The following is a 24,063-nucleotide window of genomic DNA, read 5'->3' as shown; positions in this document are numbered from 1 at the left end:
GGTGAAAGGGATAATTGATGACTGCAGGCACAGTGATCAAATCTTAGACATGGATTATGTTGATTGTTATAATAAATTATGCCAAAAAATCATAAAAAGTGCACATTTGTACTGACAAATCCATCAATTTTCCAAATTGTCACAAAACTGCAAGAACATTTAGTATTTTTGCAAAGATTTATCTGCCTCAAAACGCTATCACACCCTTGTTATCTTGATGCAAATGGCGTACACTATGCAGTAATAGCATTAATTTTTGATGCAAATTGATGACCAAGCAGGCGATCACGCATGACTTGGTGCACCCAACTTTTACTCATAAGATGGCGAAAGACTAATGACAAATAGTAAAGATACGGTGGCATTTTCAAACACCGAGTTGGCAGCAGACAGTGCCGCCTATGTCGAGGCGCTGTATGAACAATATCTTGCAGACAATGACAGCGTCAGCGAAGAGTGGCAGCGTTATTTTGCGGATTACCGTCAAGATACAGATGCGCCGCACAATGCGATTAAAGAGCAATTTTTGCTACTGGCGCGCAACCAAACGGGCGCGGCTGCGATTGCTGCAGCGACACCGACTGGCGACTGCGATCCAAAGCAAATGGCTGTACAGCAGCTGATCTCATCTTATCGCCGTCGTGGTCATCGCATGGCGAGCCTGGATCCACTGGGGCTACAAGACCGCCCACAGTTGCCAGAGCTGACTTTGGCATATCATGGTCTGTCTGAAGCGGATCTAGACACCACATTTCCAACCAATGATCTTGCGATCGGCAAATCTGAAGCTAAATTGCGTGAAATCATCGAAATTCTTGAACGCGTCTATTGTGGCAGTATCGGTTATGAATATGTGCATGTATTCACTGCGACCGAAAAACGCTGGTTTGAGAACTATATTGAGTCAAATCAAGGTCATATCCGCTTTGACAAAGCCAAAAAGCTTGAAATTTTTGAACGTCTAACAGCTGCTGAAGGTCTAGAAAAATACCTAGCGCGTAAATACACAGGCGTGAAGCGTTTTGGTCTAGAAGGTGGCGAAAGCTTTATTCCTGCGGTACATGAGATGGTACAGCGTGCTGGTGGCTACGGCTCAAAAGAAGTCGTCATCGGCATGGCACACCGTGGTCGTTTGAACTTGCTTGTCAATATTTTGGGTAAAAACCCAAGCGATCTATTTGATGAATTTGATGGCAAAGTACAACCAACGGTTGGTTCAGGCGACGTCAAATACCATAATGGTTTTTCATCAAACGTGATGACTCCAGGTGGCGAGATGCACTTAGCATTGGCATTCAACCCATCTCATCTAGAAATCGTCTCGCCAGTGATGCTAGGCTCGGTGCGCGCGCGTCAAGCCCGTCGTTCTGAAGAATACGGCTATGACATCGACAACAGCACTGTGATGCCAATCGTCGTGCATGGTGATGCGGCGTTTGCAGGTCAAGGTGTCAACCAAGAAACCTTCCAAATGTCACAAACTCGCGCCTACAAAACTGGTGGTACGGTACATATCGTCATCAATAACCAAGTAGGTTTCACGACTTCTCGCCCAGAAGATGCACGCTCAACTGAGTACTGTACTGATGTAGCCAAGATGGTTCATGCGCCGATCATCCATGTAAATGGTGATGATCCTGAAGCGGTGGTATTTGCTTCTCAATTGGCTGTCGATTATCGCCGTGAGTTTGGCAAAGATGTGGTGATTGATATCGTCTGCTATCGCCGTAACGGTCATAACGAATCAGATGAGCCATCGGCAACTCAGCCACTGATGTATGCGGTGATCAAAAAACTACCAACCACTCGCACTCAATATGCTGACAAACTTGTCGCAGCAGGCGTGATTACTGCCGAAGAAAACGCTAAATACGAAGATGATTATCGTGTCGCTCTAGACAATGGCCAAAACGTCGCAAGTGGCTGGGTCAGTGAGCCAAATACCGAACTGTTCGTGGATTGGAAACCTTACTTGGGTCACAAGCTAGAAGATAACTGGGAAACTGGTGTCGATATCAATAAGCTAAAAGCTTATGGCGAAGCGATGGCAAAAATTCCAGAAGGCTTCACCTTGCAGCGTCAAGTGGCAAAAGTCATCGAACAACGTCTAGCCATGCAAACTGGTCAAGAGCCATTGAACTGGGGTGCGGCTGAGACTTTGGCTTATGCAAGTCTGGCTGATGAAGGTGCATTGGTACGTATCACTGGTGAAGATGTGGGTCGTGGTACATTCTCGCATCGTCATAGTGAGCTGTACAACATGAATGACGGCAGTATGTACATTCCGCTACAGCACATTTCGCCAAACCAAGCCCGTTTTGCGACTTATAACTCGCTGCTATCAGAAGAAGCGGTATTGGCATTCGAATACGGCTATGCAACCACTGTCCCAAATGCTTTGATTATTTGGGAAGCGCAGTTTGGTGACTTTGTGAACGGTGCACAGGTCGTGATTGACCAGTTCATCTCATCAGGTGAGACCAAGTGGCAGCGTCTGTGTGGTCTGACCATGCTATTGCCACATGGCTTTGAAGGTCAAGGCCCTGAGCATTCATCAGCGCGTCTTGAGCGTTTCTTGCAGCTATGTGCCGAAGACAATATGCAAGTCATCACGCCGACGACTCCTGCGCAGATTTTCCATGCATTGCGTCGCCAAGTGGTTCGCCCAGTGCGTAAGCCGTTGATTGTCATGTCGCCTAAGAGCTTGCTACGTCATCCATTGGCGACTTCTGAGCTGTCAGAATTGGCATCAGGTAAGTTTGAAACCGTATTGCCAGAGATTGATACCATCGACAACAGCAAAGTGACTCGTTTGGTGCTGTGTGGCGGTAAAGTTTACTATGATCTACTTGATCAGCGTCGCAAACTGGCTCAAGAGCACGTGGCAATCGTTCGTATCGAGCAGCTGTATCCACTACCAGAAGCACGTATCCTAGAAGAGATCGCTAAGTATCCAAATCTAGAAGAGATCATCTGGTCACAAGAAGAGCCATTGAACCAAGGTGCATGGTACTATCTAGCACCAGAACTATATCGCATCGTGGTGCCTGCACCAACCAAGGCAAAAATCATCGCACCATCAGCTCGCCCAGCGGCAGCTGCTCCTGCGACTGGTTCACCGAAGATGCACGCAGAACAACAAAAAGCCCTAGTTGCACAAGCGCTTGGCGTGACTGTTGATGAGCTACAATAATTGATCCGCAGCCAAATCATTTGACTGGTTTGGCTGTTACTTTTACGACTATAAATTAACAAATTTATAAACTTGAAGGAGTTTATTATGGCTGAAATCAAAGCCCCAGTATTCCCAGAATCAGTTCAAGATGGTACGATCGTTGAGTGGCACGTTGCCGAAGGCGAAGCAGTGAGCCGTGACCAGCTATTGGCTGAAGTTGAGACTGATAAAGTTGTTCTAGAAATCGTTGCCCCTGATGATGGCGTGATCACCAGCATCGTCAAAAATGTCGATGACACTGTATTGTCAGCAGAAGTGGTTGCAACTTTTGAAGCGGGCGCTGCCGCACCAGCAGGCGAAACCAAAGTGGCTAGCAAAGATGAAGCTGATGGCAACACCACAGTAGATCCTGCATCTGTTGCTGCCCCAGTACAGCCAAAAGCTGACACTGGTGCTGAAGGTGATTTTAAAGATCAAAGCCCAGCTGTGCGTAAAGCTGCCAAAGAAACTGGTGTAAACCCTGCTGATGTCCAAGGCTCAGGCCGTGGCGGTCGTGTGACCAAAGCAGATATGGTGAACCCAACCCTAAAAGGTGTCAACGGTCAAGTGATCGCAACAGCTGTTGGTCAGCGTATCGAAAAACGCGAACCAATGACGCGTCTTCGTAAGCGTATCGCTGAGCGTCTATTGTCAGCTACCCAAGAAACTGCAATGTTGACCACTTTCAACGAAGTGAACATGAAGCCATTGATGGATTTGCGTGCCAAGTACAAAGATCGCTTCGAAAAACGCCACGGCGTAAAACTTGGCTTTATGTCACTATTTGTAAAAGCTGCAACCGAAGCACTAAAACGCTTCCCAGCAGTGAACGCATCAATCGATGGCAACGACATCATCTATCATGGCTACTATGATGTGGGCGTGGCAGTATCTTCTGACCGCGGTCTGGTCGTACCTGTTCTACGCGACACTGATGTGATGAGCATGGCTGATGTTGAAGCAGGTATCCGTGACTATGCAATCAAAGCGCGTGAAGGCAAACTATCTATCGAAGAGATGACTGGTGGTACTTTCACCATCACCAACGGCGGCGTGTTCGGCTCACTACTATCTACTCCGATCATCAACCCACCACAAACTGCTATCCTAGGTATGCACGCAATCAATGAGCGTCCAATGGCAGTCAATGGTGAAGTGGTTATCCTGCCAATGATGTATCTTGCACTATCTTATGACCATCGTCTAATCGATGGTAAAGAAGCGGTACAGTTCCTAGTGACCATCAAGGAGCTGATCGAAGATCCACAAATGCTACTACTAGACCTATAATGTCTGTAGTGTAATTCATACAAAGGATTGTCAGCCGATGGCTTGGCAATTCTTTGTCCATTTTATAAATCGATAATAAAGAGTGTGTTATGAAACAATCATATGATCTAGTCGTCATCGGCGGTGGCCCAGGTGGCTATGAAGCGGCAATCCGTGGTGCACAGCTTGGCTTTAGCGTCGCGTGTATCGAAAAGCGTGTACACAAAGGCGAGCCAGCACTTGGTGGTACTTGCTTGAATGTCGGCTGTATCCCATCAAAAGCATTGCTTGACAGCTCACATCGTTATGAAGCAACCAAGCATGAGCTGGCTGAACACGGCATCACCACAGGCGAGGTGAATATCGACATCGCCAAGATGCTTGAGCGTAAAGATGCCATCGTCAAAGGCCTAACTGCTGGTGTGGCAGGCCTACTAAAAGGCAATGGCGTTGATTGGCTACAAGGCTGGGGTACGCTAGTTGATGGTAAATCTGCTGAAAAACAAGTGAAATTCACTTCACTAGCAGGCGAAGAGTCTACCATCACGGCTAAGTATGTCATTCTAGCAGCAGGTTCTGTGCCAATCGAGATCCCAGTAGCGAAGACTGATGGTGAATACATCGTTGATTCAACAGGCGCACTAGAGTTCGCTGAAGTGCCAAAACGCCTAGGCGTGATCGGTGCAGGCGTTATCGGTCTTGAGCTTGGTTCTGTATGGCGTCGCCTAGGCGCTGAGGTTGTCGTTTATGAAGCGATGCCTGAGTTCTTGGCAGTGGCTGATAAAGAAATCTCAAAAGAAGCAGCCAAGCTACTGAAAAAACAAGGCCTAGATATCCGTGTTGATACCAAAGTGACCAATGCTGAAGTGGTTAATGGTGAAGTTGTGGTTACCACTGATGTGAAAGGCGAAGTGAAAACTGAAACCTTTGACAAGTTGATCGTTTGTGTAGGCCGTCGTGCTTATAGCGAAAAACTACTTGCTGAAGGCTGTGGCATCGAGCTGACTGAGCGTGGCTTGGTGGCAGTCGATGATCAATGCAAAACCAACCTAGACGGCGTCTATGCCATCGGCGACCTAGTGCGTGGCCCAATGCTTGCACACAAAGCGATGGAAGAAGGTATGATGGCGGTTGAGCGTCTGCATGGCGAAAAAGCACAAGTTAACTACGACACCATCATCAGCGTCATCTATACCCATCCTGAGATTGCATGGGTAGGTTTGACCGAAGAAGCAGCCATCGCTAAGGGTTATGAAGTGAAAACTGGTAACTTTAGCCTATCAGCGAACGGCCGTGCGTTGGCACAGGGCGAAGGCATGGGTCTGGTGAAAGTTGTGGCAGATGCCAAAACTGATCGCCTGCTAGGTATGCACATGGTCGGCGTTGGTGCTGGCGACATCGTCCACCAAGGCATGATTGCGATGGAATTTGTATCTAGCATCGAAGATCTACAGTTGATGACATTTGCTCACCCAACCATCTCTGAAGCGGTACATGAAGCAGCACTATCTGCTGATGGTCGTGCGATCCACGCTATCCAACGCAAAAAACGCAAGTAATTAATGTAATACATTAATTTAACTTAAGTTTTATACACCCCAAAAGTTTGAAGCTTTTGGGGTGTTTTTGTGGCAAAATAACATAAAAAAATCACGACGGTTGATAACAGGAGTTTTGATCAGATGGCGAGCACATCACGCAAATCCAATAAGCAAGGGGCGATTTACTTGCTTGAAATACTTAAGAAAATTCCCAAACAGCCCAAAAGTATCAGTTGTGGCGAGCTGCATCACGCACTGACAGCACAGGGCTATACACAAAGCTTGCGTACATTACAACGGGATTTACAAGTACTGTGCGATGCGTTTGGGATTATGTGTGATGATCGTCAGACGCCTTATCGTTATCAGTGGTCAGCACAGTCTCGCGGATTGAGCATCTCGCAGATGAATGATCAAGAAGCGCTGCTATTGCAGTTGGCATATCAGCATCTGAAGCATTTTTTGCCAAATTCTGCCAAGGCATCATTGGAGTCGCTCTTTATGCAAGCAGGCTATGAGCTGTATCATCGGGATGCTGGCGATGATCACGCCAAGACATGGATGAAAAAGGTGGCGATTGCACCGATGGCTCAGCCGCTATTACCACCTGTCATTTTGCCTGAAGTGCTCGAAGCGGTCAGTGCGGCATTGTATGACAACCGATATTTGAACATCACTTATGCCAATCAGGCTCAGCGTCGCCACAATTTTTGTAGTGAATACAGTGTGAAACCACTGGCACTCGTGCAGCAAGGGAGCAATCTGTATTTGGTTGCGCAGTTTGATGGCTTTGATGATATTCGCCATTTGGCACTGCATCGCTGTCAGACGGCATCGGTGTCATCCTTGACATTTGAGTACCCAAGTGAGTTTGATTTATCGGAGTATATCAATCAGCAGGCAGGGTTTGGCTTTGGGCGAGAGCGGATTTGTCTTGAGTTTTGTATTGATAAGATCGAAGGATTTCATCTGACTGAGACGCCTTTGTCAGCAGACCAAGTGATACAGGCGCATGATGGCTATTATCATGTCCGTGCCACTGTGATGGATAGTGATATGCTTGATCGCTGGCTGAATGGCTTTGGCAAGAGCGTGTGGCAGGTGAAGAAGACAGTGGTGTGATGTGCGACATAAATTGTCGCCACATGGTGTTATCATGATAAAAAATAGCAGGAGAGTGTTATGAGCAAGACAGACTCAGATCCAAAATTGGGCGTCTATAAGATCAATGAGGTGTATGAAGAAGATCTATCCATCCCTAATTATCAGCGGCCGTATAAGTGGCGTGTGGAGAATGTACGCCAGCTACTTGATGACCTAAATCATCATTGTATCAATCAACCAAACAGCACCTATCGTCTGGGTACTTTAGTGATTCACAAAAATCAAGATAAATATGACATCGTTGATGGTCAGCAGCGCTTAGTAACTTTGGCGTTGATTTTGCATCGTTTGAAAGATACAAGCATTGATGCATTTTTGGAAAAAGATCAATTCGCCCACCCAATCAGCCAATACAATATCTACCATAATTATCAACTGATTAAGCAATATCTGGGCGCATTGGATGACAATAGTAAAACAAGCTTGCGGGAATTTATCCAAAAGCAGTGTGAGTTTGTGTGGATTGAGCTGACCAATCAAAATGAAGCGTTTCAGTTTTTTGATTCACAAAATGCTCGTGGCAAAAGCCTTGCGCCGTATGATTTGCTCAAAGCGTATCATCTGCGAGCCATCCCATCCGATCACCCAAATAAGCTTGACTATGTCATGCGCTGGGAGCGGGCTATTGATGGTACGCCAAGCTTAGATCAAGTCATCAGCAAGACATTGTTTTGCTTGCGTCAGTGGTCAAAATCTCGTCGGGCAGATGAGTTTACGGCCAAACAGCTGCCTGTGTTTAAAGGTGTGACGCTTGATGACCCTTACCCCTATCTCAATGCTGTGCGTGCCAATTTGGCATTATACCAAGAGCATCAAGCAAACCCATGGCGTATGGTACAGCCACCACCCTCACCATTTCAGACCACGCAGCCATTGATTGATGGTGAGTTGTTTTTTATGTATATCGACCATTATGTGCAAATGTATCAGCGGTTGTTTGATAAAGATCAAGGTGCGTTAAATGGCTATTTTTTCACCTATGGTGCCAGCGAAGACAAAAAGCAAATCAGCTATTTGAAAGCGATGGACTATGATGGTTCGCATCGTACAGGTGATGGCTATTTACGCATCTTATTTTATGCGATGGTATTGATGTATTATGATAAATTTGAGACACATGGCTTGGATGTGGCATTATCACGGATTTTTAATTGGGCGTTTCAAGTGCGTTTAGACAAAGACCGAATTGATTGGGGTGCGATTGAAAAAATCGTCGCTGAGCGTGATGGTTTGTTTGATGTGTTGTTGCACGCCATCCATCCTGAACAAATTGCCAATTTTATCGTGATGCCTTTATCTGAGCCTAATGTCAAATATGTCAAATCCGAGAAATTGGCAGAGTATCTATCAGCACTAAAGCCGTCATCATAAGAGGAAAAGTTATGAGTGAAGCAGTCAAATTATTAACCATCGAGCAGCTATTAAGCCAAGAAAGCCAAGATCACTATCTAATCCCCGTCTATCAGCGCAACTATGCATGGGGCGGTGTTGAGATTGGGCAATTGGTTCAGGATTTGTATAAAGCGTTTGAGCAGGATAAGGACAAGGCTTATTATCTCGGTACTTTAGTGGTGCATCACCGAGCTGATGGCAGGTATGAAGTCATTGATGGTCAGCAGCGATTGACAACTTTGCATATTTTGAACAAATGTTTATCAAAGTTTGATGGCGGTCTTACATTGAGTGAAATTCAATGGGATGCAGAACAAACCAACCTTGACTTTGAATCTCGTCCAGAGTCCAAAGCACAAATTGATAATCCAGCGGTGGCGATAAAAGCCGATAGCGGTATCGCTCATGGCTTTGAAGCAATGTGGCAGGCATTGATCAATCTTAAAAATTTAGAAGATGCAAAATTGAAAGATCGCGAATTAATTGATCAATTTAAAGAATTTATCAATAAGCAAGTAAAAATCTGTCGTACCATCGTACCCAAAGATACGGATCTGAACCATTATTTTGAAATCATGAACACACGCGGCGAACAGCTTGAAAAGCATGAAATCATCAAGGCGCAGTTGATGGGTAAATTAAACCAAGAAGACCAAAAAGCGTTTGCGACGATTTGGGATGCCTGCTCGGATATGAGCCGCTTTGCGGTATCGGGCTTGCCGACTCAGATGCGAGAGGAATTCTTTAAACAGAAATTTATTGGTCAATACAACTTAGGATTTGATGAATTTAAAAATTCAATACAGCCAACGGAAGGGCAGCAGGATAATGAGGAAGCTGATGACTCAGAGAATCAATCGAATGCCGAGAAAGACGGAGACTCACAGAATCAATCGAATACCGCAATGCCAATACTAAGTTTGATTGATTCAAATAAAAACCCATCCATCAACAAACCCGAAGATAAGGATAATACCGATGATGGCAAATACCAATCGGTGATTGATTTTCCAAACTTTTTATTGCATGTGCTAAAAGTGCGAGCAGATGACGCAGAAAAAGAAAAAATCAGCTTGGATGATGAGTCTTTGCTGACAGCATTTGAACATTTGACAGATGCAGATGCAGATGCAGATGCAATAAAGCAATTTGTGATGGATTTATTAAAATGCCGTTTGTTGTTTGATTATTATGTCATCAAACAGGACAATCGCAAGGCAAGTGACGGGACGGAGGTTAAATGGGCGATTTTACAGCCTGAGCTCAGTAATAATAGTATCTATGCCAAAAATACTTTTCAAACCAATCAGGGTGGGGAGTCTACATTTAATGAGCAACTGGTGATGGCGCAGGCGATGTTTCATGTGTCGCACTCGAGTCGTATTTATAAAACTTGGCTACAGGATGTTTTGGCGTATTTGTGGAAGAATTATTCGTCGATTCAGAATGGCGGTGAGGCATTTCTTGATGAGCTGCATCGTTTGGCGCATAACTATTACAAAAAGCAGCGGGACAAACTAAGCTATCCTAATGTGTCTTATTTTATGCTTAATTATGTTGATTATCGTTTGTGGTATGAGTGGAAACAGGAATGGAAACAGGCTGGGCAGAAAGGTGAACGAGATTTTTTTGAAAAATACGCACCAAATCAAAACTCCAGTGCCAAAGAACTAAAAAAGGCTTTTGATAAGTTTGTCTTTATGCATCGTTCATCGATTGAGCATTGCTATCCACGCAATCCAGAAGATGATGCCAAAAAAGTGGATGAGCGTCAATTGGATGAGCTGAATCAATTGGGCAATCTGTGTTTGGTGAGCCATAGTGAAAACTCACGGCTATCCAATCTGCTACCTGATGCAAAACGAGGAAAGGTCATCGCACGGCTCAATAGTGGGCGTAGCACCCAAAGCCTAAGTCAGCTGATCATGCTGATGCATGAAAAATGGGAAGTAAGTCAGATTGATGGGGAAGTAAGTCAGATTGATATCTATACAGGCGAATTAAAAAACTTGATCGAAAATCAAATTGAAGCTATTGCTCAATAATAAATAACCGCCATTGTGCGGTTATTTTTATGCACTCTCCTGTGCGCGACACAAAATGTCGCACTGTGTTGTTATACTGCCCTCGGTGCCTAGTAATAAAAAAGGTGATTGTCTTACCAATAGCAAGTCTGTGCTTGATATGATCAGCAGGTGCGATCTTGATGAAAAAACCTCATCTGTTGCAACCGATTGGGTTTGCGGTGTGATCCAAAGGTAGTAATACGCTGTTAAGAGCAGTTATGATTTATAAGATTTACCTATAAATTACAGCACAGATCGGCCGCAGATTATGCATCATCCTTGTCTTAATTATGCAGATAATCCGACATATTTATCAGAAAAAACATAGAATCAACCAAAGTATGATGGCTAAAACTTTAGACAAGGGCTGATTTATAAGTTATTTTTCTGATAATAGTAAAAATATCTGAAATGGTGACAGGTGGTGCCGATGGGTATTTTTTTATTCCAAAATTGCATAAAAATTATAATGATTTTTTAAGAAATTGGCTTTTACTTTAGACCGAATTATGGTTTAATTTAGTAAATTTAGAAACAATTAGCAGTAATTGGCAACAATTTTTATACATATCAGCTTCAATAGGATTTTGTGATGAATAAAGTATTTAAAGTAGTGTTCAATTGAACGACTCAACAATGGACAGTGACATCTGAGCTGGCTCGTGGTGCGGTCAAATCATCAAGCAGCGAGGTCAAAAAACCATCCTTAATAAAGGCGGTGAGTACGGCTGCACTGGCTGGTGGCGTCTGCATCGGTGACCGCGTTGGCTTTTGATGATCTTGAGCTTGATTTTGAAATGACGGATGAGCAGTATCATAAAAATGTCGCCGCTCAGACAACGCCTTCTGCGCCAAACACGACGCCTGTGACGACGCCTTCGCACACCGTTGAGATCGATGGTACTGTGCTGCCACCAGCGACCAGTCCGACGCCTGTGCATGAAGTTGTGATCGATGGTGAGGTCTTGGCACCTGCACCAAAAACCAAACCGATGCCAAGCACACCTGTGACACCGCCGACTTCTGGGCATAATGTGACGATCGATGCTGGTCCAAATGAAGTGACAAATCCGACGCCAGACACAATGCTTGCGACGGTGGCTTATGTCGATGCACAAAATCAAGTGCAGGATGCAGCGATCGCAACCAAGGCCGATCAATCAGCTTTGAATGACCTTAGCCAAACTGTCGATGCCAAGGCCGATCAAGTGACGCTGGATGCGCTGAATGAAAAAGTCAAACAGATCGACAATGCCAAAGCAACCAAGCAATCGGTAAGTGCTGCGACAACGCGTATCAAAGAGATCCAGACTCAGTTAACCACCTTGTCTGAACAAGTGGATACTAAAGCCGATGCTGCCACTGTCAATGATTTGACTACAAAAGTAGAAGCTAACACCCAAGCAATTGCTACCAAAGCCGATGCCACAACTGTCACTGCTTTGACCGAAACCGTCAATACCAAAGCAGGTAAAGAAGAGGTATCAGCAGCACTTTCTCAAGTTGCTAATCATGCTAAAGGTTATGCCGATCGTCAAGATGCTGCTATCAAAACACTTGCAGATGCTGCTCAAGCTACTGCTGATAAAGCACAAAAAACTGCTGATGCAAACACTCAAGCAATTGCAACCAAAGCAGATACTGAAACTGTAAATGCTTTATCTACAAAAGTAGACACCAAAGCAAGCAAACAAGAAGTATCAGCAGCACTACTCAAGTTGCTTCACACGCAGAAGGTTATGCGAATCGTGTTGTTCGTGATATAAAAGTGGATATTGACAAGGCTCAATTGGTTGCAGAAGCTTCAGCAACCACCGCCAAAGCGTCACAAGATGCGGCAGCTCAATCGGCAAGCACTGCCCAAGCCGCTCAAGTTAAATCAGCTGAACAAGCAGCTGCCGCTGCAACTTCAGCTAATAAAGCACTGACTGCTCAATCAGCTGCTGAAAAATCAGCCCTTGATGCCAGTGCTTCAATGAGTGCAGCAACTCAACAAGCAGCTGCTGCCAACACTTCAGCTGCCAATGCCACCCAATCAGCGACAACTGCTGCAGAACAAGCTAAAACCGCAACTACAGCTCAAGCTGCATCGACCCAGTCTGCAAGTGATGCTCAAAAATCAGCCACTGCCGCACAACAAGCACAAATTGCTGCGACTGCATCTGCGACAAAAGCAGCTGATTCAGCTCAAACTGCCGCTACTGCTCAAGTTAAAGCGACTGAACAAGCAGCGGCTGCTGAACAATCAGCAACCGCTGCAGCTGGCGCACAAACTGCCGCTGCAACTTCAGCTGATAAAGCCCAGACCGCTCAATCAGCTGCAGAAACTGCAGCAACAGCCGCTAAGGCTTCACAAGACGCCGCCAAAGCCTCTGCAGAAAAAGCAGTTGAGCAAGTCATCTTGGCTACCGAACAAGCACAAGTTGCCAAAGCATCTCAAGATGCTGCTAACACATCAGCACAAGCTGCTTTAGCTGCTCAAACCCTTGCAACCACTCAAGCTGGTCTTGCTCAAAACTCAGCAACTGCTGCCAATCTATCAGCCGATGCCGCTAAAGCTTCAGTGCTAGCTGCTGAACAATCAGCAACCGCTGCAGCTGGCGCACAAACTGCCGCTGCAACTTCAGCTGATAAAGCTTTGACCGCTCAATCAGCTGCTGAAAAATCAGCCCTAGATGCCAGTGCTTCATTAACCGCAGCAGCCGACCAAGCAGCTGCCGCCAAAACTTCAGCAGCCGATGCCGCCCAATCAGCAACAACTGCTGCAGAACAAGCTAAAACCGCAACTACAGCCCAAGCTGCATCGACGCAGTCTGCAAGCGATGCTCAAAACTCAGCCACTGCCGCACAGCAAGCACAAACTGCTGCCACTGAGCAAGCTGCCGCTGCCAAAGCGTCACAACAAGCCGCATCTGCATCGGCCGCCACTGCCAGCGAACAGGCAAGCGTCGCCCAAACTGCTGCCACTGCCGCCACCGACTCAGCGCAGCAGGCCAAAACCTTGGTGGTCAATGCTCAGCAGCTGGCCAGCGAAGTACGCACCACCGCAGCCAATGCTCAGCAGCTTGCCAATCAGGCAAATATCACCGCAGCCAGCGCTTTGAGCATCGCTGAAAATAAAGCCGATGCCGGTGTGGTGACAGCACTGGGTCAGCAGGTGGCTGCACACAGTACAGCGATCGAGACACTAAACACCCAAACGCTGCAACACACTCAAGCCATCAGCCGCTTGGACACCCAAGTCGGTGCGCTTGACAATAAAGTCACCGAGCTGTCTGGCAGAATGGATGTGCTAGAAAAAGACTTTGAAAGCGGTATGGCGGCGAACGCAGCATTGAGTGGTCTGTTCCAGCCATATGGCATCGGCAAATTTAACGCAACTGCAGCGATTGGCGGCTATCAGTCACAGCAGGCCGTCGCCGTCGGCGCAGGCTATCGCTTTAATCAGAACTTTGCTACCAAAATGGGTGTTGCCACCAGCACCAATGGTGGTGGTACAGCCTATAATGTCGGCGTTAATTTTGAATGGTAATTCACCATCATAAAAAAACCGAGCCATCATCAGCTCGGTTTTTTTATTTATAAATACTTATTATTTAAACTTTACTACACCCACGCCATCGGCTTTGGCATTTTGTTCTTGGATGATGGCGGTCTCATCAGGGGTGGGGCGGTGTTCGCTATGACCGCAGTCGATGCACTCGATGTACTCATCAAAATCAGGCGTGAATACCTGAATCTGCACGATGACATCGACTTTTTTGCACGATGGGCAAGCGACGCCAGCCAAGAACTGCCGCTTTGGGCGAGTGGATTGATAGCGCATCTTAAGCCTCCAGATTGCCGGTGATGCCACGATGGCGCAGCAGGGCATCGGGTGTGGCAGTGCGACCACGGAAGGCCAGATAGTTATCCTTGGCGTCACGCGAGCTGCCACGAGCCAAAATCTCAGCACGGAAGGCACGGCCAGTGGCGGGATTAAAGATGCCATCTTCTTCAAATTTAGCAAAGGCATCCGCCGAAAGCACTTCTGCCCAGATGTACGAATAATAGCCACAGGCATAACCACCAGCGAAAATATGGCTAAAGCCATTACCAAATCGCTGATAAGCAGGCGGCATCACCACCGCAACCTCTTGGCGGACGGCATCGGCGACAGACAGGATGTCTGTATAGCTGACATGGCCAAAATTTGTCATCGTAGCGGTATGCAGACGCAAATCATACAGCCCAAACTCCATCTGGCGCAGAATCTGCATCCCTGCTTGGAAATGTTGGGCATTTAACAGCGCGGCTTTTTTGTCGCTTGGCAATGCCTCACCCGTATCGACATGGCGGCTGATCAGCGCCAAGCCCTCATCAGTGATGGCAAAATTTTCCATAAACTGACTGGGCAGCTCAACAGCATCCCACTCCACGCCATTGATGCCAGAGACCTCAGCGACATCGACCTCAGTGAGCAGATGATGCAGCGCATGGCCAAATTCGTGGAATAAGGTAGTGACCTCATCAAAAGACAGCAGGCTTGGCTTATCACCCAATGGCGGGGCAAAATTGCCCACGATCACACCCGTCGGCAGCTGCAAGTCATCGCCCGCTTTGCGCCGAGACCCAAAGCCATTTAGCCATGCGCCGCCTTGCTTGCCACTGCGCGCGAACAGATCCAGATATAAACCGCCAAGCAGCGTATCATGGTCATCATCCATCACTTGACAAAACAGTACATCCTCGTGCCAAGCGCTGTAGTCGCTTTTATCCACCATCGCAAGGCGCACACCAAACAGCGTGCAAAAAATTTCAAACATGCCATCTAAGACCACAGGCAGCGGAAAATAAGGACGCAGCTCATCTGAGGTGAGGCTAAATTTAGCTTGGCGCAGTTTTTCGCTGACATAGGCGACATCCCAAGGCTTGAGCTCATCAATGCCCAACGATTTGGCAAAGTCTTGTAGCTCGGCATATTCCGCCATCGCTTGTGGCTTGGCAGCTTTTGATAGGCTTAATAAAAAGCGTTCGATTTCATCGCTGCTGTCAGCCATTTTGGGCGCCAAAGAGTACTCGCTGTAATCGTTTAGGCCAAGCAATTTGGCTTTTTGGGTGCGCAGATTTAAGATATCGACCATCACCTTGGCATTATCAAACGCTGTGGTATCAGGGCTTTGGTCGGATGCGCGCGTATTATAAGCATGATACAGCTCTTCGCGCAAAGATGCATCGTGAGCAAACTGCATCACCGCCAAATACATCGGCACATCCAGTGTCGCTACATAATCAGTCGGCGTTTTGGCATCGGGATGGGCAGCGCGGTAAGCATCACCTGCGGCCTTGAGCAGCGCCAAGCCATTCTCACTTATCCCCGATAACTCATCAGCGGTCAGTGGGCGAGCATAGTGGCGCGTGGCATCCATCACATTGTCGGCAAATTTGGCAGAAAGTAGGCTAAGCTTGCTTTGGATGTCGCCAAATTCTGCTTTTTTGGCATCATCGAGCGCCACGCCTGAGCGGATAAAGCTTTGTAATTGTTTATCGATCGCTGCACGCCACGCATCGGTCTGATAATCGCTTGGTAGGCTGTCAAATTGATCGCTGACCAGCTGATATAGCTGATACAAGGCAGTCGATTGCCCCACGCGTGTGCTAAAGTCGGATAGTTTGGGCAGCATCTCATGATGGGCTTGGCGAATCTCATCGGTGCTTGCCACGCTGTTTAAATGGGATAATGCCCCAAAATAGCGCTCGATGGCGACATTGGATTCATCGAACTTTTCTATGAGGGCGATGGCGGCAGTGGCATCGGTTGGCAGTGCATCAGTTTCAATGACATCCAAAGCTGTGATGGCATCGTGTAGTGCCGCTTCAATGAGCGTCATCAAGGTGTCGGGCGTGGCCTTGGCATAGTCAATCAGCTGTAGGCGGCCATCAAGTGTGGTGTTTGTTAAATCAATCATCATTTTCCCCGATTTTTGTATTTGATGGCATATAGATGCGTTCGATTTTCGATTTTACAAGCAAATCAGCAGGTAAATGATAACATGAATTCACACCAAATCGCTGCCATCGTGCTAAAATACGCTGCAAAATTTCATCCAAATTCACGGATAAGCACGCATGAACACCATCACCATCACCAGTTATAATATCCATAAAGGCATGTCGCCGATGAACCGTTTGGTGCGACTTTTGGGCATGAAAAATGCGCTGGCACAAATCGATCCTGACATCATCTGCCTACAAGAAGTCCAAGGGCAAAACCTAAAGCGGGCGCTAAGTTTTGCTGAATTTCCCGATGGTGCGCAGCATGAATGGTTTGGCGAGTTTTTGGGCGTATCCTCAAGTTATGGCAAAAATGCCGAGTACGAGCATGGTCATCATGGTAATGCCGTGCTGTCACGCCATCCACTCGACCCTAAGCACAATCTGAACATCACCGTCAATCGCCTAGAAAAGCGCGGCGTGCTACACTGTGAGGTGCATCCTGAGGGTTGGCCGAATCCTGTGGTCGTGCTGTGCTGTCATTTAAATTTACTACATAAAGACAGGCTAAAACAGTATCAAGCCATCCGTGAGTATATCGCCACATTGGATGCACAGGTGCCATTGATTTTGGCAGGGGATTTTAATGATTGGTCAAAAAAGTCTTGCCAAGCATTGTCAGGACTTGGGCTGGTTGAAGTGTTTGATGCCTGTCATGGTGCATATCCTGCGACTTATCCTGCCAAGATGCCTGTGCTGAGTCTTGATCGTATCTATGTGCGTGGACTGCAGGTGCATAATGCGGTGGTGCATGGCGGTGTGCCGTGGTCAAATTTATCCGATCATCTGCCAATCAGTGCGGTGGTGTCATTAGTTTAATTGAGTAATATTGAAGGAAATCTTATGAAGCAATGGGTCTTAGCCAGCAATAACAAAGGTAAGCTTGCCGAATTTCAAGCACTGTTTGATCAGGCAAATCTAGGCGTTCAAATCATCAGCCAAGGCAGCTTAGGCATTGATGATGCCATCGAAGATGGGCAAAGCTTTGTCGAAAATGCCATCATCAAAGCCCGTCATGCCTCGGCTGCCAGTGGCCTACCTGCCATCGCTGATGACAGTGGCCTGTGCGTGCCTATCCTTGGCAATGCCCCTGGTATCTACTCGGCGCGCTATGCAGGCGTGCATGGTGATGATGCCGCGAACAATGCCAAGCTGCTTAATGATCTGCTGCCACATCGAGCGAATGCACCGATTGCAGGGTTTTTTGTCTGTGTGCTTGCGATGGTGCGTCATGCCGATGATCCACTGCCACTGATAGCCATTGGCAAATGGCAGGGCGAGATTTTGGATGCACCGCGTGGCGAGCAGGGCTTTGGCTATGATCCGCTGTTTTTGATCCCAGATCTTGGCAAATCATCGGCTGAGCTCAATAAAGCAGATAAAAATGCCATCAGCCACCGCGCTCAGGCGATGGCACAATTATTGGCACAGCTTTAAACATCAGATAGTCAATTAGCCACCATGAAATCCGTGAAAAATCAATCACTTTTGGTATTTATGGGTGATATTTTGTCAAAATTTACAATGAAACTTTTGGTGTTTTGGTTGTAATTTTTGTGATGATTGGCTATACTGTGTTACTTTTAGTATTTTTATGTGCTTATTGTTAATTATCATTAAAAAATTAAGTTAGTTATCATTGGCACAGCCAGATTTTTGGTCAGTTTTTGACCGACCTGTTTTGTTTTTTATTTTAATATTAAGGTGAGTTATGAGCGATCTACAAGTATCTGTGAATGTCATCTCTGACAAAGAAACACAGCTAACCGTTAAAGTGCCAGTGGGCAATATCCAAAGCAAAGTCGAAAGCCGTATCCGCAGCGTCGCTAAGACTGCTAAGATTGATGGCTTCCGCAAAGGTAAAGTGCCAGTGTCGCACATCCGTGCCCAATACGGCGCAGGCATCCAGCAAGAAGTGATCAACGATGTGATTCGTGACACCGTATTTGAAGCTTTGGCTGCCGAAAAAGTACGCGTGGTTGGCGTGCCAAACATCGATGATGTCAAGCTAGAAAATGATTTCTTGGTATATCAAGCGACTGTTGAGACTTTCCCAGAAGTGGAAGTTAAAGGTCTTGGCGAGATCGAAGTTGAGCGTCAAGTTGCAAGCGTCTCTGACGAAGATGTCGATGTGATGATCGAAAGTCTACAAAAACAACGCCAAACTTTTGAAACCAAAGATGGTGCAATCGAAGATGGCGACCAAGCGACATTTGATTTCTCAGGCTCAATCGATGGCGAAAAATTCGAAGGCGGCAGCGCTGAGAACTACAACCTAGTCATCGGCTCAGGTCGTATGATTCCAGGCTTTGAAGATGGCATGAAAGGCATGAAAGCTGGTGAAGAAAAAACCATCACCGTCACTTTCCCTGAAGACTATCAAGCAGAACACCTAGCGGGCAAAGAAGCTCAATTTGTCATCACTGTCAAAGAAGTCAAAGCAGCTGCATTGCCTGAACTAAACGACGAATTCTTTGCACTATTTGGTGTGACCGAAGGTGGTCTTGACAAGCTAAAAGCCGATGTTCGCAAGAACATGGAGCGTGAAGTTAAGCACGCAGCACGCAACCAAGTCAAGCAAGCGGCATTTGATGCACTGCTAGAAAAGAACGAATTTGATGTGCCAAAAGCGATGCTAGATCAAGAGATCGATCGTCAGCGTCAAATGATGCTAAACCGATTTGCACAGCAGTTCGGTGCCAACCCAGCGACTTTTGATGCAAATATGCTACCAAATGAGCTATTTGAAGACCAAGCACTTCGTTCAGTGCGCCTAGGCGTATTGGTCAGCCAACTCATCGAAGCACAAAAGCTAGAAGTGGATCAAGAGCGTGTTTCTGCGTTCATCGCTGAGGCTGCTGAAAACTACGAAGACCCACAAGAAGTCATCGACTACTATACCAACGACAAGCAACAACGCGCTCAAGTTGAGTCTGTGGTGCTAGAAGATCAAGTCGTGGATTATCTACTGGGTCAAGCCAAAGTGACTGACAAAGAAGTCAAGTACCAAGAGCTATTGGCGGCAGCACAACAACAAGCCATCTAATTGCCCAGTACTTAGACGGCTAAAAGTTGAATTTAGCAAATTGACAAATGCCCCAAAGCGTATGCATTGGGGTTTTTGTTCTCAAGTATGGCAATTTACTCAATACAATGTTGGAAAAATTATGAATATCAAGCAAAATCCTTTTTATGATCAGCTGGCGGATGCTTATCATGCACCACAAAATGCACTGGTGCCGATGGTCATTGAGCAGTCAGGCCGTGGCGAGCGTTCATTTGACATTTTCTCTCGTCTATTGCGTGAGCGGGTGATCTTTTTGACTGGTCAAGTCGAAGATAATATGGCAAATCTAATCGTCGCTCAGCTACTGTTCTTAGAAGCGGACAATCCTGAAAAAGACATCCATCTGTATATCAACTCACCCGGCGGTGTGGTGACGGCAGGTATGGCGATTTATGATACGATGAACTTCATCAAGCCAGATGTCTCAACCATCTGCCTAGGTCAAGCCGCATCGATGGGGTCATTCCTATTGTCAGCTGGCGAAAAGGGCAAACGCTATGCACTGGCGAACTCTCGCATCATGATCCATCAGCCGTTGGGCGGATTCCGTGGTCAGGCATCGGACATCGAGATCCATGCTCGTGAGATCATTGAGCTAAAAGCCAAGCTGAACCGCCTATTGGCCGAGCATACCGGTCAGCCTGTGGAGAAGCTTGAGCGTGATACCGATCGTGATAACTTTATGAGTGCCGAACAAGCCAAAGACTATGGCTTGGTCGATACTGTCCTACAAAAACGCCCAAAAGAATTATAAGAGAAGAGTGCTATGACTAAAACACAAGTGCCAAGCTGCTCTTTTTGTGGCAAGAAAAAAACCGAAGTCGAAAAACTCATCGCAGGCACTGATGCCAATATCTGCAACGAGTGCATTGAGGTATGTGGTGATTTATTGGGCAATCAAAAAGTTGATAAGGATCAGCCTGCCAAAGCCAAAAAAGCAGACGACCGCAAGGCAGAAAAATCAGCAAGCGATGCCGATGACTGGTTAAATCAGCCTCTGCCAAAGCCAACAGAGCTGCGAGCGCATCTGGATGACTATGTCATCGGTCAAGATGCTGCCAAAAAAGCGCTGTCGGTGGCGGTCTATAACCACTATAAGCGTCTAAAAGTCGCCCAAAGTGAGATCGCTGATGCTGGCGTGGAGCTTGCCAAGAGTAACATCCTATTGATCGGGCCGACAGGTTCGGGTAAGACCTTGCTGGCCCAGACGCTTGCCAAGATGCTTGATGTGCCGTTTGCGATGGCGGATGCGACGACCCTGACTGAAGCAGGCTATGTCGGTGAAGATGTCGAAAATATCGTCCAAAAATTGCTACAAGCAGCGGACTATGATGTCGAAAAAACCCAAAAAGGCATCATCTATATCGATGAGATTGATAAGATTTCTCGTAAGAGCGAAAACCCATCCATCACCCGTGATGTCTCAGGCGAAGGCGTGCAGCAAGCACTACTAAAGCTCATCGAAGGCACGGTGGCAAATATCCCGCCGCAAGGCGGTCGTAAGCATCCACGCCAAGAGATGATTCAGGTGGATACCAGCAATATCTTGATGATTGTTGGTGGGGCGTTTGCAGGACTGGATAAAGTCATTCGTCAGCGTACCGAGAAGACAGGTATCGGCTTTAATGCCGATGTCAAGGCGGCGGATGAATCAAGCATCACTGAGCTGTTCCGTGAAGTGGAGGTTGAGGACTTGATTAAGTTTGGTTTGATTCCTGAGCTGATCGGTCGTCTGCCTGTGATTGCAAGTCTTGAAGAGCTGGACGAAGCGGCGTTGGTGCAGATTTTGACCGAACCAAAAAATGCACTGGTCAAGCAGTATCAGTACCTGTTTGATATGGAAGGGGTGAAATTAAGCTTTGAGCCTGATGCACTGACCGCCATTGCTAAGCGTGCCATGACTCGCAAAACTGGCGCCCGAGGTCTAAGATCGATCATCGAAAATGCCTTGATGGACACCATGTACGAGCTACCAAGCATGACCGATGTCAGCGAAGTCATCGTCACCCAAGATGTCATCGAACAAGGCGCTAAGCCAACGATCAAGCACAAATAAGCAAATCAGCTTGGCATGATTAAGCCCATCGATCATTATATCGGTGGGCTTTGTTGATTATTCGCCAGTCGGAAAGGGGCGTAGCCTATCGGCATCGATCCATGCTTGCACCCATGTATCAGGTGGTATGCTAAGCTCACCCATCCCAAGCGCATCCAAGACTTGCTTGGTGTCAATAACTTTGCCTGTCATCAGATTGGTGACGCCAGTACGCAGCAGTGCATGAGAGGTCGGCACGCCTTTAGCATACATCGTCTGTTCGATATAAAACCAGCGTTCATCGATGGCGCAGATGCGTGTCTTGATGGTGATTTTATCAAATAAGCGGATGCGTTTGCGGTACTGAATGGTGCTGCCTGCCACCACCAGTCCCCAGCGGTTGGTGAGGAGTTTTTTGCCCAAGCCTGTACGGATGGCAAAATCATTGCGTCCCAAATCAAACAGCGTCAAAATCCGCCCATTATTCATCTCAAGAAAATTATCAATGTCATTGACATTACACACAAAGCTGACTTCGCTGGTGTCAGTCACGCCAAGCGTCTCGCCTTTTAGTGTGTGATAGATGCTTTTGCCGATGCCTGTGCCAAGGCGGATAAATGGGTACATGGGTGATTCCTAATGTATGTAATGAGATTTGCCCATGATAGCAAATTTTACCCAATTTCCATAGGGGAATGATGACTGGTGGGTCGTAGAATTCCCAAGTTCTAGAATCTAAAAAGCCTAAAGAATAAAATGTAGACTTACAAAAAAGAACCAAATACAAAATCAATTTGACGCCTTATATGATAAACATCAAATTGATTTTTTTGATAAATGTCGCCGAACAGAAGCTGTCAAGATGCTAAATTTGATAGTTGCCAGATGTTATTTTATGATGTTGATTTCGGCAGTAGGAAATCTAATGCCGTCAATATAAACTTGATGAATATATTTACCAGTCGGCGTCTCTGGGTGAAATTTCCAGCAGTTATATATGCCTTCACCATTTTGATTGACACTAGTACCCAAGACGACAGCATCATTTTGGCTTCCAAAGATCTCAAACGGCATTGTTGATTTGGCTTGTAGTCGAGCACCATTTAAGCCGCTAAAAACTTCGGTGGCATTGTAGGCACGATAAGGGTCTAAATTGCGCACAGACCAACAAAACATATCTCCATCTTTAATGGATATGCGTTTTGACCATTTGCTTGAGCCATCAGAGTTTAAAAAATCATATGAAATAGTGGGTGATGACGGATAATAGCCGTAATATCCGCTTTGTCTATTGGCTTGCCTTGCTGCTTCTGCACCCCTTTCGTAAGAGCCGAACAAGTCGGGAATAACAATAGCCTGAGCGGTTGGGATGCCAAGCGTAAGCAAGGATGCAAATAGTGTGAATTTTTTCATGAGATTACCTTTAGATGCAGTAATTAGTTGTATTATCGCTAAACCGCCATTTGCGACCATTTTGGTCATTGCCTTCGGTTTGGAACATCATGCCGCCTAGAACATAAGGTGATGTAATTTCGACCACGGTTGTGGGCGCATTTGACCAATTGATAAATGCATAGTTGGCGTAACTTTTGATATTTGGGTTGTAAGCACCACGTGATAATTCCATGCCGCTATAGATCTGAATAGTCATGGCTTGAGAACGCGTCCATTGAAAACCGCTCTGATAGCTGCCACAGACTTTTTTGACTTCATAAGCATAAGCTTGACTGCTCAATATCAAAAGAGCACCTGCTAATAGTAATTTTTTCATTGCGACACCTATCATACTAGTAAACATCCTGGGCTGTGGTCAGCGACTCGCCACTGGCGACCGCCCTGATCCACACCAGTTGGGCTAAGCAACAATGAGCCGCTATACATACCATCAAGCTTGATAACGCTGGCTTGACCATAATCCCACCAAATGACCACATAACTGGTGAAAAAATTGGCAAACAGGCTTGATTGGCCTATGGCTTCAAAGTATTCTTGTTCGCTGTAGATTTGTGCTTGCAATTCATAGGCTTTTGACCAACCTTGTTGGGTTTGGTATTTGGCACAGATATTTTTGACTTCATAGGCGTGAGCGTTAATACCAACCGTAAGTCCAATTAAAGACAATGCGAGCGTTTTTAAAATGCTTTTCAAAATGACTCCAATGACTAAAAAATAATCAATAATCCAATGGTGACGAAACAAATTTGTCTTGGCTGATGGTTTAATGATATGATAACTCTTGCTTAATTTCTACCAACTCATAATGTGCAAACGCACCCACTGCC

Annotated in this window: 19 protein-coding genes and 1 pseudogene; 14 read left to right on the top strand and 6 right to left on the bottom strand. The window is 46.3% G+C overall.

Going from position 1 to position 24,063, the window contains the following annotated elements; all coding sequences use genetic code 11:
• The first annotated feature begins 337 nt into the window (after positions 1 to 337).
• The 9 genes and pseudogenes from B0681_RS08280 (at position 338) to B0681_RS08245 (ending at position 14,178) form a co-directional block, all read left to right on the top strand.
• On the top strand, positions 338 to 3,193 hold the full coding sequence (locus tag B0681_RS08280; RefSeq protein WP_078318266.1) for a 2-oxoglutarate dehydrogenase E1 component: 2,856 nt from the start codon (positions 338 to 340) through the stop codon (positions 3,191 to 3,193).
• An 87-nt stretch (positions 3,194 to 3,280) separates the two neighbouring features.
• Positions 3,281 to 4,504: a 2-oxoglutarate dehydrogenase complex dihydrolipoyllysine-residue succinyltransferase gene (gene odhB, locus B0681_RS08275; protein WP_078318265.1), complete on the top strand. Its 1,224-nt coding sequence runs from the start codon at positions 3,281 to 3,283 to the stop codon at positions 4,502 to 4,504.
• Between the two features lie 89 nt (positions 4,505 to 4,593).
• Entirely contained in the window at positions 4,594 to 6,042 is a 1,449-nt protein-coding gene (gene lpdA, locus B0681_RS08270; protein WP_078318264.1) for a dihydrolipoyl dehydrogenase, read from the top strand.
• Positions 6,043 to 6,165: 123 nt separating this feature from the next.
• Entirely contained in the window at positions 6,166 to 7,146 is a 981-nt protein-coding gene (locus B0681_RS08265) for a helix-turn-helix transcriptional regulator (protein WP_078318263.1), read from the top strand.
• 60 nt (positions 7,147 to 7,206) lie between these two features.
• A complete protein-coding gene (locus tag B0681_RS08260) occupies positions 7,207 to 8,559 on the top strand; it encodes a DUF262 domain-containing protein (protein ID WP_078318262.1) in 1,353 nt (450 codons plus the stop codon).
• 11 nt (positions 8,560 to 8,570) lie between these two features.
• The gene (locus B0681_RS08255) at positions 8,571 to 10,625 is read left to right on the top strand and encodes a GmrSD restriction endonuclease domain-containing protein (RefSeq protein ID WP_078318261.1); all 2,055 of its coding nucleotides are present in this window, start codon (positions 8,571 to 8,573) and stop codon (positions 10,623 to 10,625) included.
• Positions 10,626 to 11,283: 658 nt separating this feature from the next.
• A pseudogene (locus B0681_RS10535) lies at positions 11,284 to 11,421 on the top strand (hypothetical protein); the annotation flags it as partial.
• Entirely contained in the window at positions 11,402 to 12,412 is a 1,011-nt protein-coding gene (locus B0681_RS08250) for a hypothetical protein (protein ID WP_078318260.1), read from the top strand. The pseudogene B0681_RS10535 and the gene B0681_RS08250, both read left to right, overlap by 20 nt.
• A 2-nt stretch (positions 12,413 to 12,414) precedes the next feature.
• Positions 12,415 to 14,178, top strand: a complete 1,764-nt coding sequence (locus B0681_RS08245) for a YadA C-terminal domain-containing protein (protein ID WP_078318259.1) — start codon at positions 12,415 to 12,417, stop codon at positions 14,176 to 14,178.
• Between the two features lie 60 nt (positions 14,179 to 14,238).
• Here the strand turns inward: B0681_RS08245 and B0681_RS08240 are convergent, their stop codons facing one another.
• Both B0681_RS08240 and B0681_RS08235 read right to left on the bottom strand, forming a co-directional pair.
• The gene (locus tag B0681_RS08240; protein ID WP_078318258.1) at positions 14,239 to 14,472 is read right to left on the bottom strand and encodes a YheV family putative metal-binding protein; all 234 of its coding nucleotides are present in this window, start codon (positions 14,470 to 14,472) and stop codon (positions 14,239 to 14,241) included.
• Position 14,473: 1 nt separating this feature from the next.
• Positions 14,474 to 16,594, bottom strand: a complete 2,121-nt coding sequence (locus tag B0681_RS08235; protein WP_228143893.1) for a M3 family metallopeptidase — start codon at positions 16,592 to 16,594, stop codon at positions 14,474 to 14,476.
• A 160-nt stretch (positions 16,595 to 16,754) separates the two neighbouring features.
• On the opposite strand from B0681_RS08235, the gene B0681_RS08230 reads away from it, so the two are divergent.
• From B0681_RS08230 to clpX, 5 genes are all read left to right on the top strand, one after another.
• Positions 16,755 to 17,498 (top strand): endonuclease/exonuclease/phosphatase family protein, encoded by a 744-nt coding sequence (locus B0681_RS08230; protein ID WP_078318256.1) that lies wholly within the window; start codon positions 16,755 to 16,757, stop codon positions 17,496 to 17,498.
• Between the two features lie 24 nt (positions 17,499 to 17,522).
• Positions 17,523 to 18,116, top strand: coding sequence for an RdgB/HAM1 family non-canonical purine NTP pyrophosphatase (rdgB, locus tag B0681_RS08225; protein WP_078318255.1), 594 nt, complete (start codon positions 17,523 to 17,525; stop codon positions 18,114 to 18,116).
• Positions 18,117 to 18,390: 274 nt separating this feature from the next.
• On the top strand, positions 18,391 to 19,725 hold the full coding sequence (gene tig, locus B0681_RS08220) for a trigger factor (RefSeq protein WP_078318254.1): 1,335 nt from the start codon (positions 18,391 to 18,393) through the stop codon (positions 19,723 to 19,725).
• 121 nt (positions 19,726 to 19,846) lie between these two features.
• Positions 19,847 to 20,500: an ATP-dependent Clp endopeptidase proteolytic subunit ClpP gene (gene clpP, locus B0681_RS08215; RefSeq protein WP_078318253.1), complete on the top strand. Its 654-nt coding sequence runs from the start codon at positions 19,847 to 19,849 to the stop codon at positions 20,498 to 20,500.
• 12 nt (positions 20,501 to 20,512) lie between these two features.
• Complete coding sequence (gene clpX / locus B0681_RS08210; protein ID WP_078318252.1) at positions 20,513 to 21,802, top strand: ATP-dependent protease ATP-binding subunit ClpX; 1,290 nt, start codon at positions 20,513 to 20,515, stop codon at positions 21,800 to 21,802.
• Positions 21,803 to 21,859: 57 nt separating this feature from the next.
• On the opposite strand, the gene B0681_RS08205 is transcribed toward clpX, so the two are convergent.
• The 4 genes from B0681_RS08205 to B0681_RS08190 form a co-directional block, all read right to left on the bottom strand.
• Positions 21,860 to 22,408 (bottom strand): acyl-CoA thioesterase, encoded by a 549-nt coding sequence (locus B0681_RS08205; protein ID WP_078318251.1) that lies wholly within the window; start codon positions 22,406 to 22,408, stop codon positions 21,860 to 21,862.
• 261 nt (positions 22,409 to 22,669) lie between these two features.
• Positions 22,670 to 23,194, bottom strand: a complete 525-nt coding sequence (locus B0681_RS08200; protein WP_078318250.1) for a hypothetical protein — start codon at positions 23,192 to 23,194, stop codon at positions 22,670 to 22,672.
• Positions 23,195 to 23,204: 10 nt separating this feature from the next.
• The gene (locus B0681_RS08195) at positions 23,205 to 23,552 is read right to left on the bottom strand and encodes a hypothetical protein (RefSeq protein ID WP_078318249.1); all 348 of its coding nucleotides are present in this window, start codon (positions 23,550 to 23,552) and stop codon (positions 23,205 to 23,207) included.
• A gap of 11 nt (positions 23,553 to 23,563) precedes the next feature.
• Entirely contained in the window at positions 23,564 to 23,929 is a 366-nt protein-coding gene (locus B0681_RS08190; protein WP_078318248.1) for a hypothetical protein, read from the bottom strand.
• Between the last annotated feature and the right edge of the window lie 134 nt (positions 23,930 to 24,063).

It is taken from the genome of Moraxella porci DSM 25326 (genome assembly GCF_002014855.1).
GTDB classification, from domain to species: domain Bacteria; phylum Pseudomonadota; class Gammaproteobacteria; order Pseudomonadales; family Moraxellaceae; genus Moraxella; species Moraxella porci.
The sequence above is the reverse complement of the archived record's forward strand: the minus strand, read 5'-3'. Positions and strand labels throughout refer to the sequence as shown.

Coding starts and splice junctions, on each gene's coding strand:
- B0681_RS08280 (WP_078318266.1), top strand. CDS start 338: ATGACAAATAGTAAAGATACGGTGGCATTTTCAAACACCGAGTTGGCA.
- odhB (WP_078318265.1), top strand. CDS start 3,281: ATGGCTGAAATCAAAGCCCCAGTATTCCCAGAATCAGTTCAAGATGGT.
- lpdA (WP_078318264.1), top strand. CDS start 4,594: ATGAAACAATCATATGATCTAGTCGTCATCGGCGGTGGCCCAGGTGGC.
- B0681_RS08265 (WP_078318263.1), top strand. CDS start 6,166: ATGGCGAGCACATCACGCAAATCCAATAAGCAAGGGGCGATTTACTTG.
- B0681_RS08260 (WP_078318262.1), top strand. CDS start 7,207: ATGAGCAAGACAGACTCAGATCCAAAATTGGGCGTCTATAAGATCAAT.
- B0681_RS08255 (WP_078318261.1), top strand. CDS start 8,571: ATGAGTGAAGCAGTCAAATTATTAACCATCGAGCAGCTATTAAGCCAA.
- B0681_RS08240 (WP_078318258.1), bottom strand. CDS start 14,472: ATGCGCTATCAATCCACTCGCCCAAAGCGGCAGTTCTTGGCTGGCGTC.
- B0681_RS08235 (WP_228143893.1), bottom strand. CDS start 16,594: ATGATTGATTTAACAAACACCACACTTGATGGCCGCCTACAGCTGATT.
- B0681_RS08230 (WP_078318256.1), top strand. CDS start 16,755: ATGAACACCATCACCATCACCAGTTATAATATCCATAAAGGCATGTCG.
- rdgB (WP_078318255.1), top strand. CDS start 17,523: ATGAAGCAATGGGTCTTAGCCAGCAATAACAAAGGTAAGCTTGCCGAA.
- tig (WP_078318254.1), top strand. CDS start 18,391: ATGAGCGATCTACAAGTATCTGTGAATGTCATCTCTGACAAAGAAACA.
- clpP (WP_078318253.1), top strand. CDS start 19,847: ATGAATATCAAGCAAAATCCTTTTTATGATCAGCTGGCGGATGCTTAT.
- clpX (WP_078318252.1), top strand. CDS start 20,513: ATGACTAAAACACAAGTGCCAAGCTGCTCTTTTTGTGGCAAGAAAAAA.
- B0681_RS08205 (WP_078318251.1), bottom strand. CDS start 22,408: ATGTACCCATTTATCCGCCTTGGCACAGGCATCGGCAAAAGCATCTAT.
- B0681_RS08200 (WP_078318250.1), bottom strand. CDS start 23,194: ATGAAAAAATTCACACTATTTGCATCCTTGCTTACGCTTGGCATCCCA.
- B0681_RS08195 (WP_078318249.1), bottom strand. CDS start 23,552: ATGAAAAAATTACTATTAGCAGGTGCTCTTTTGATATTGAGCAGTCAA.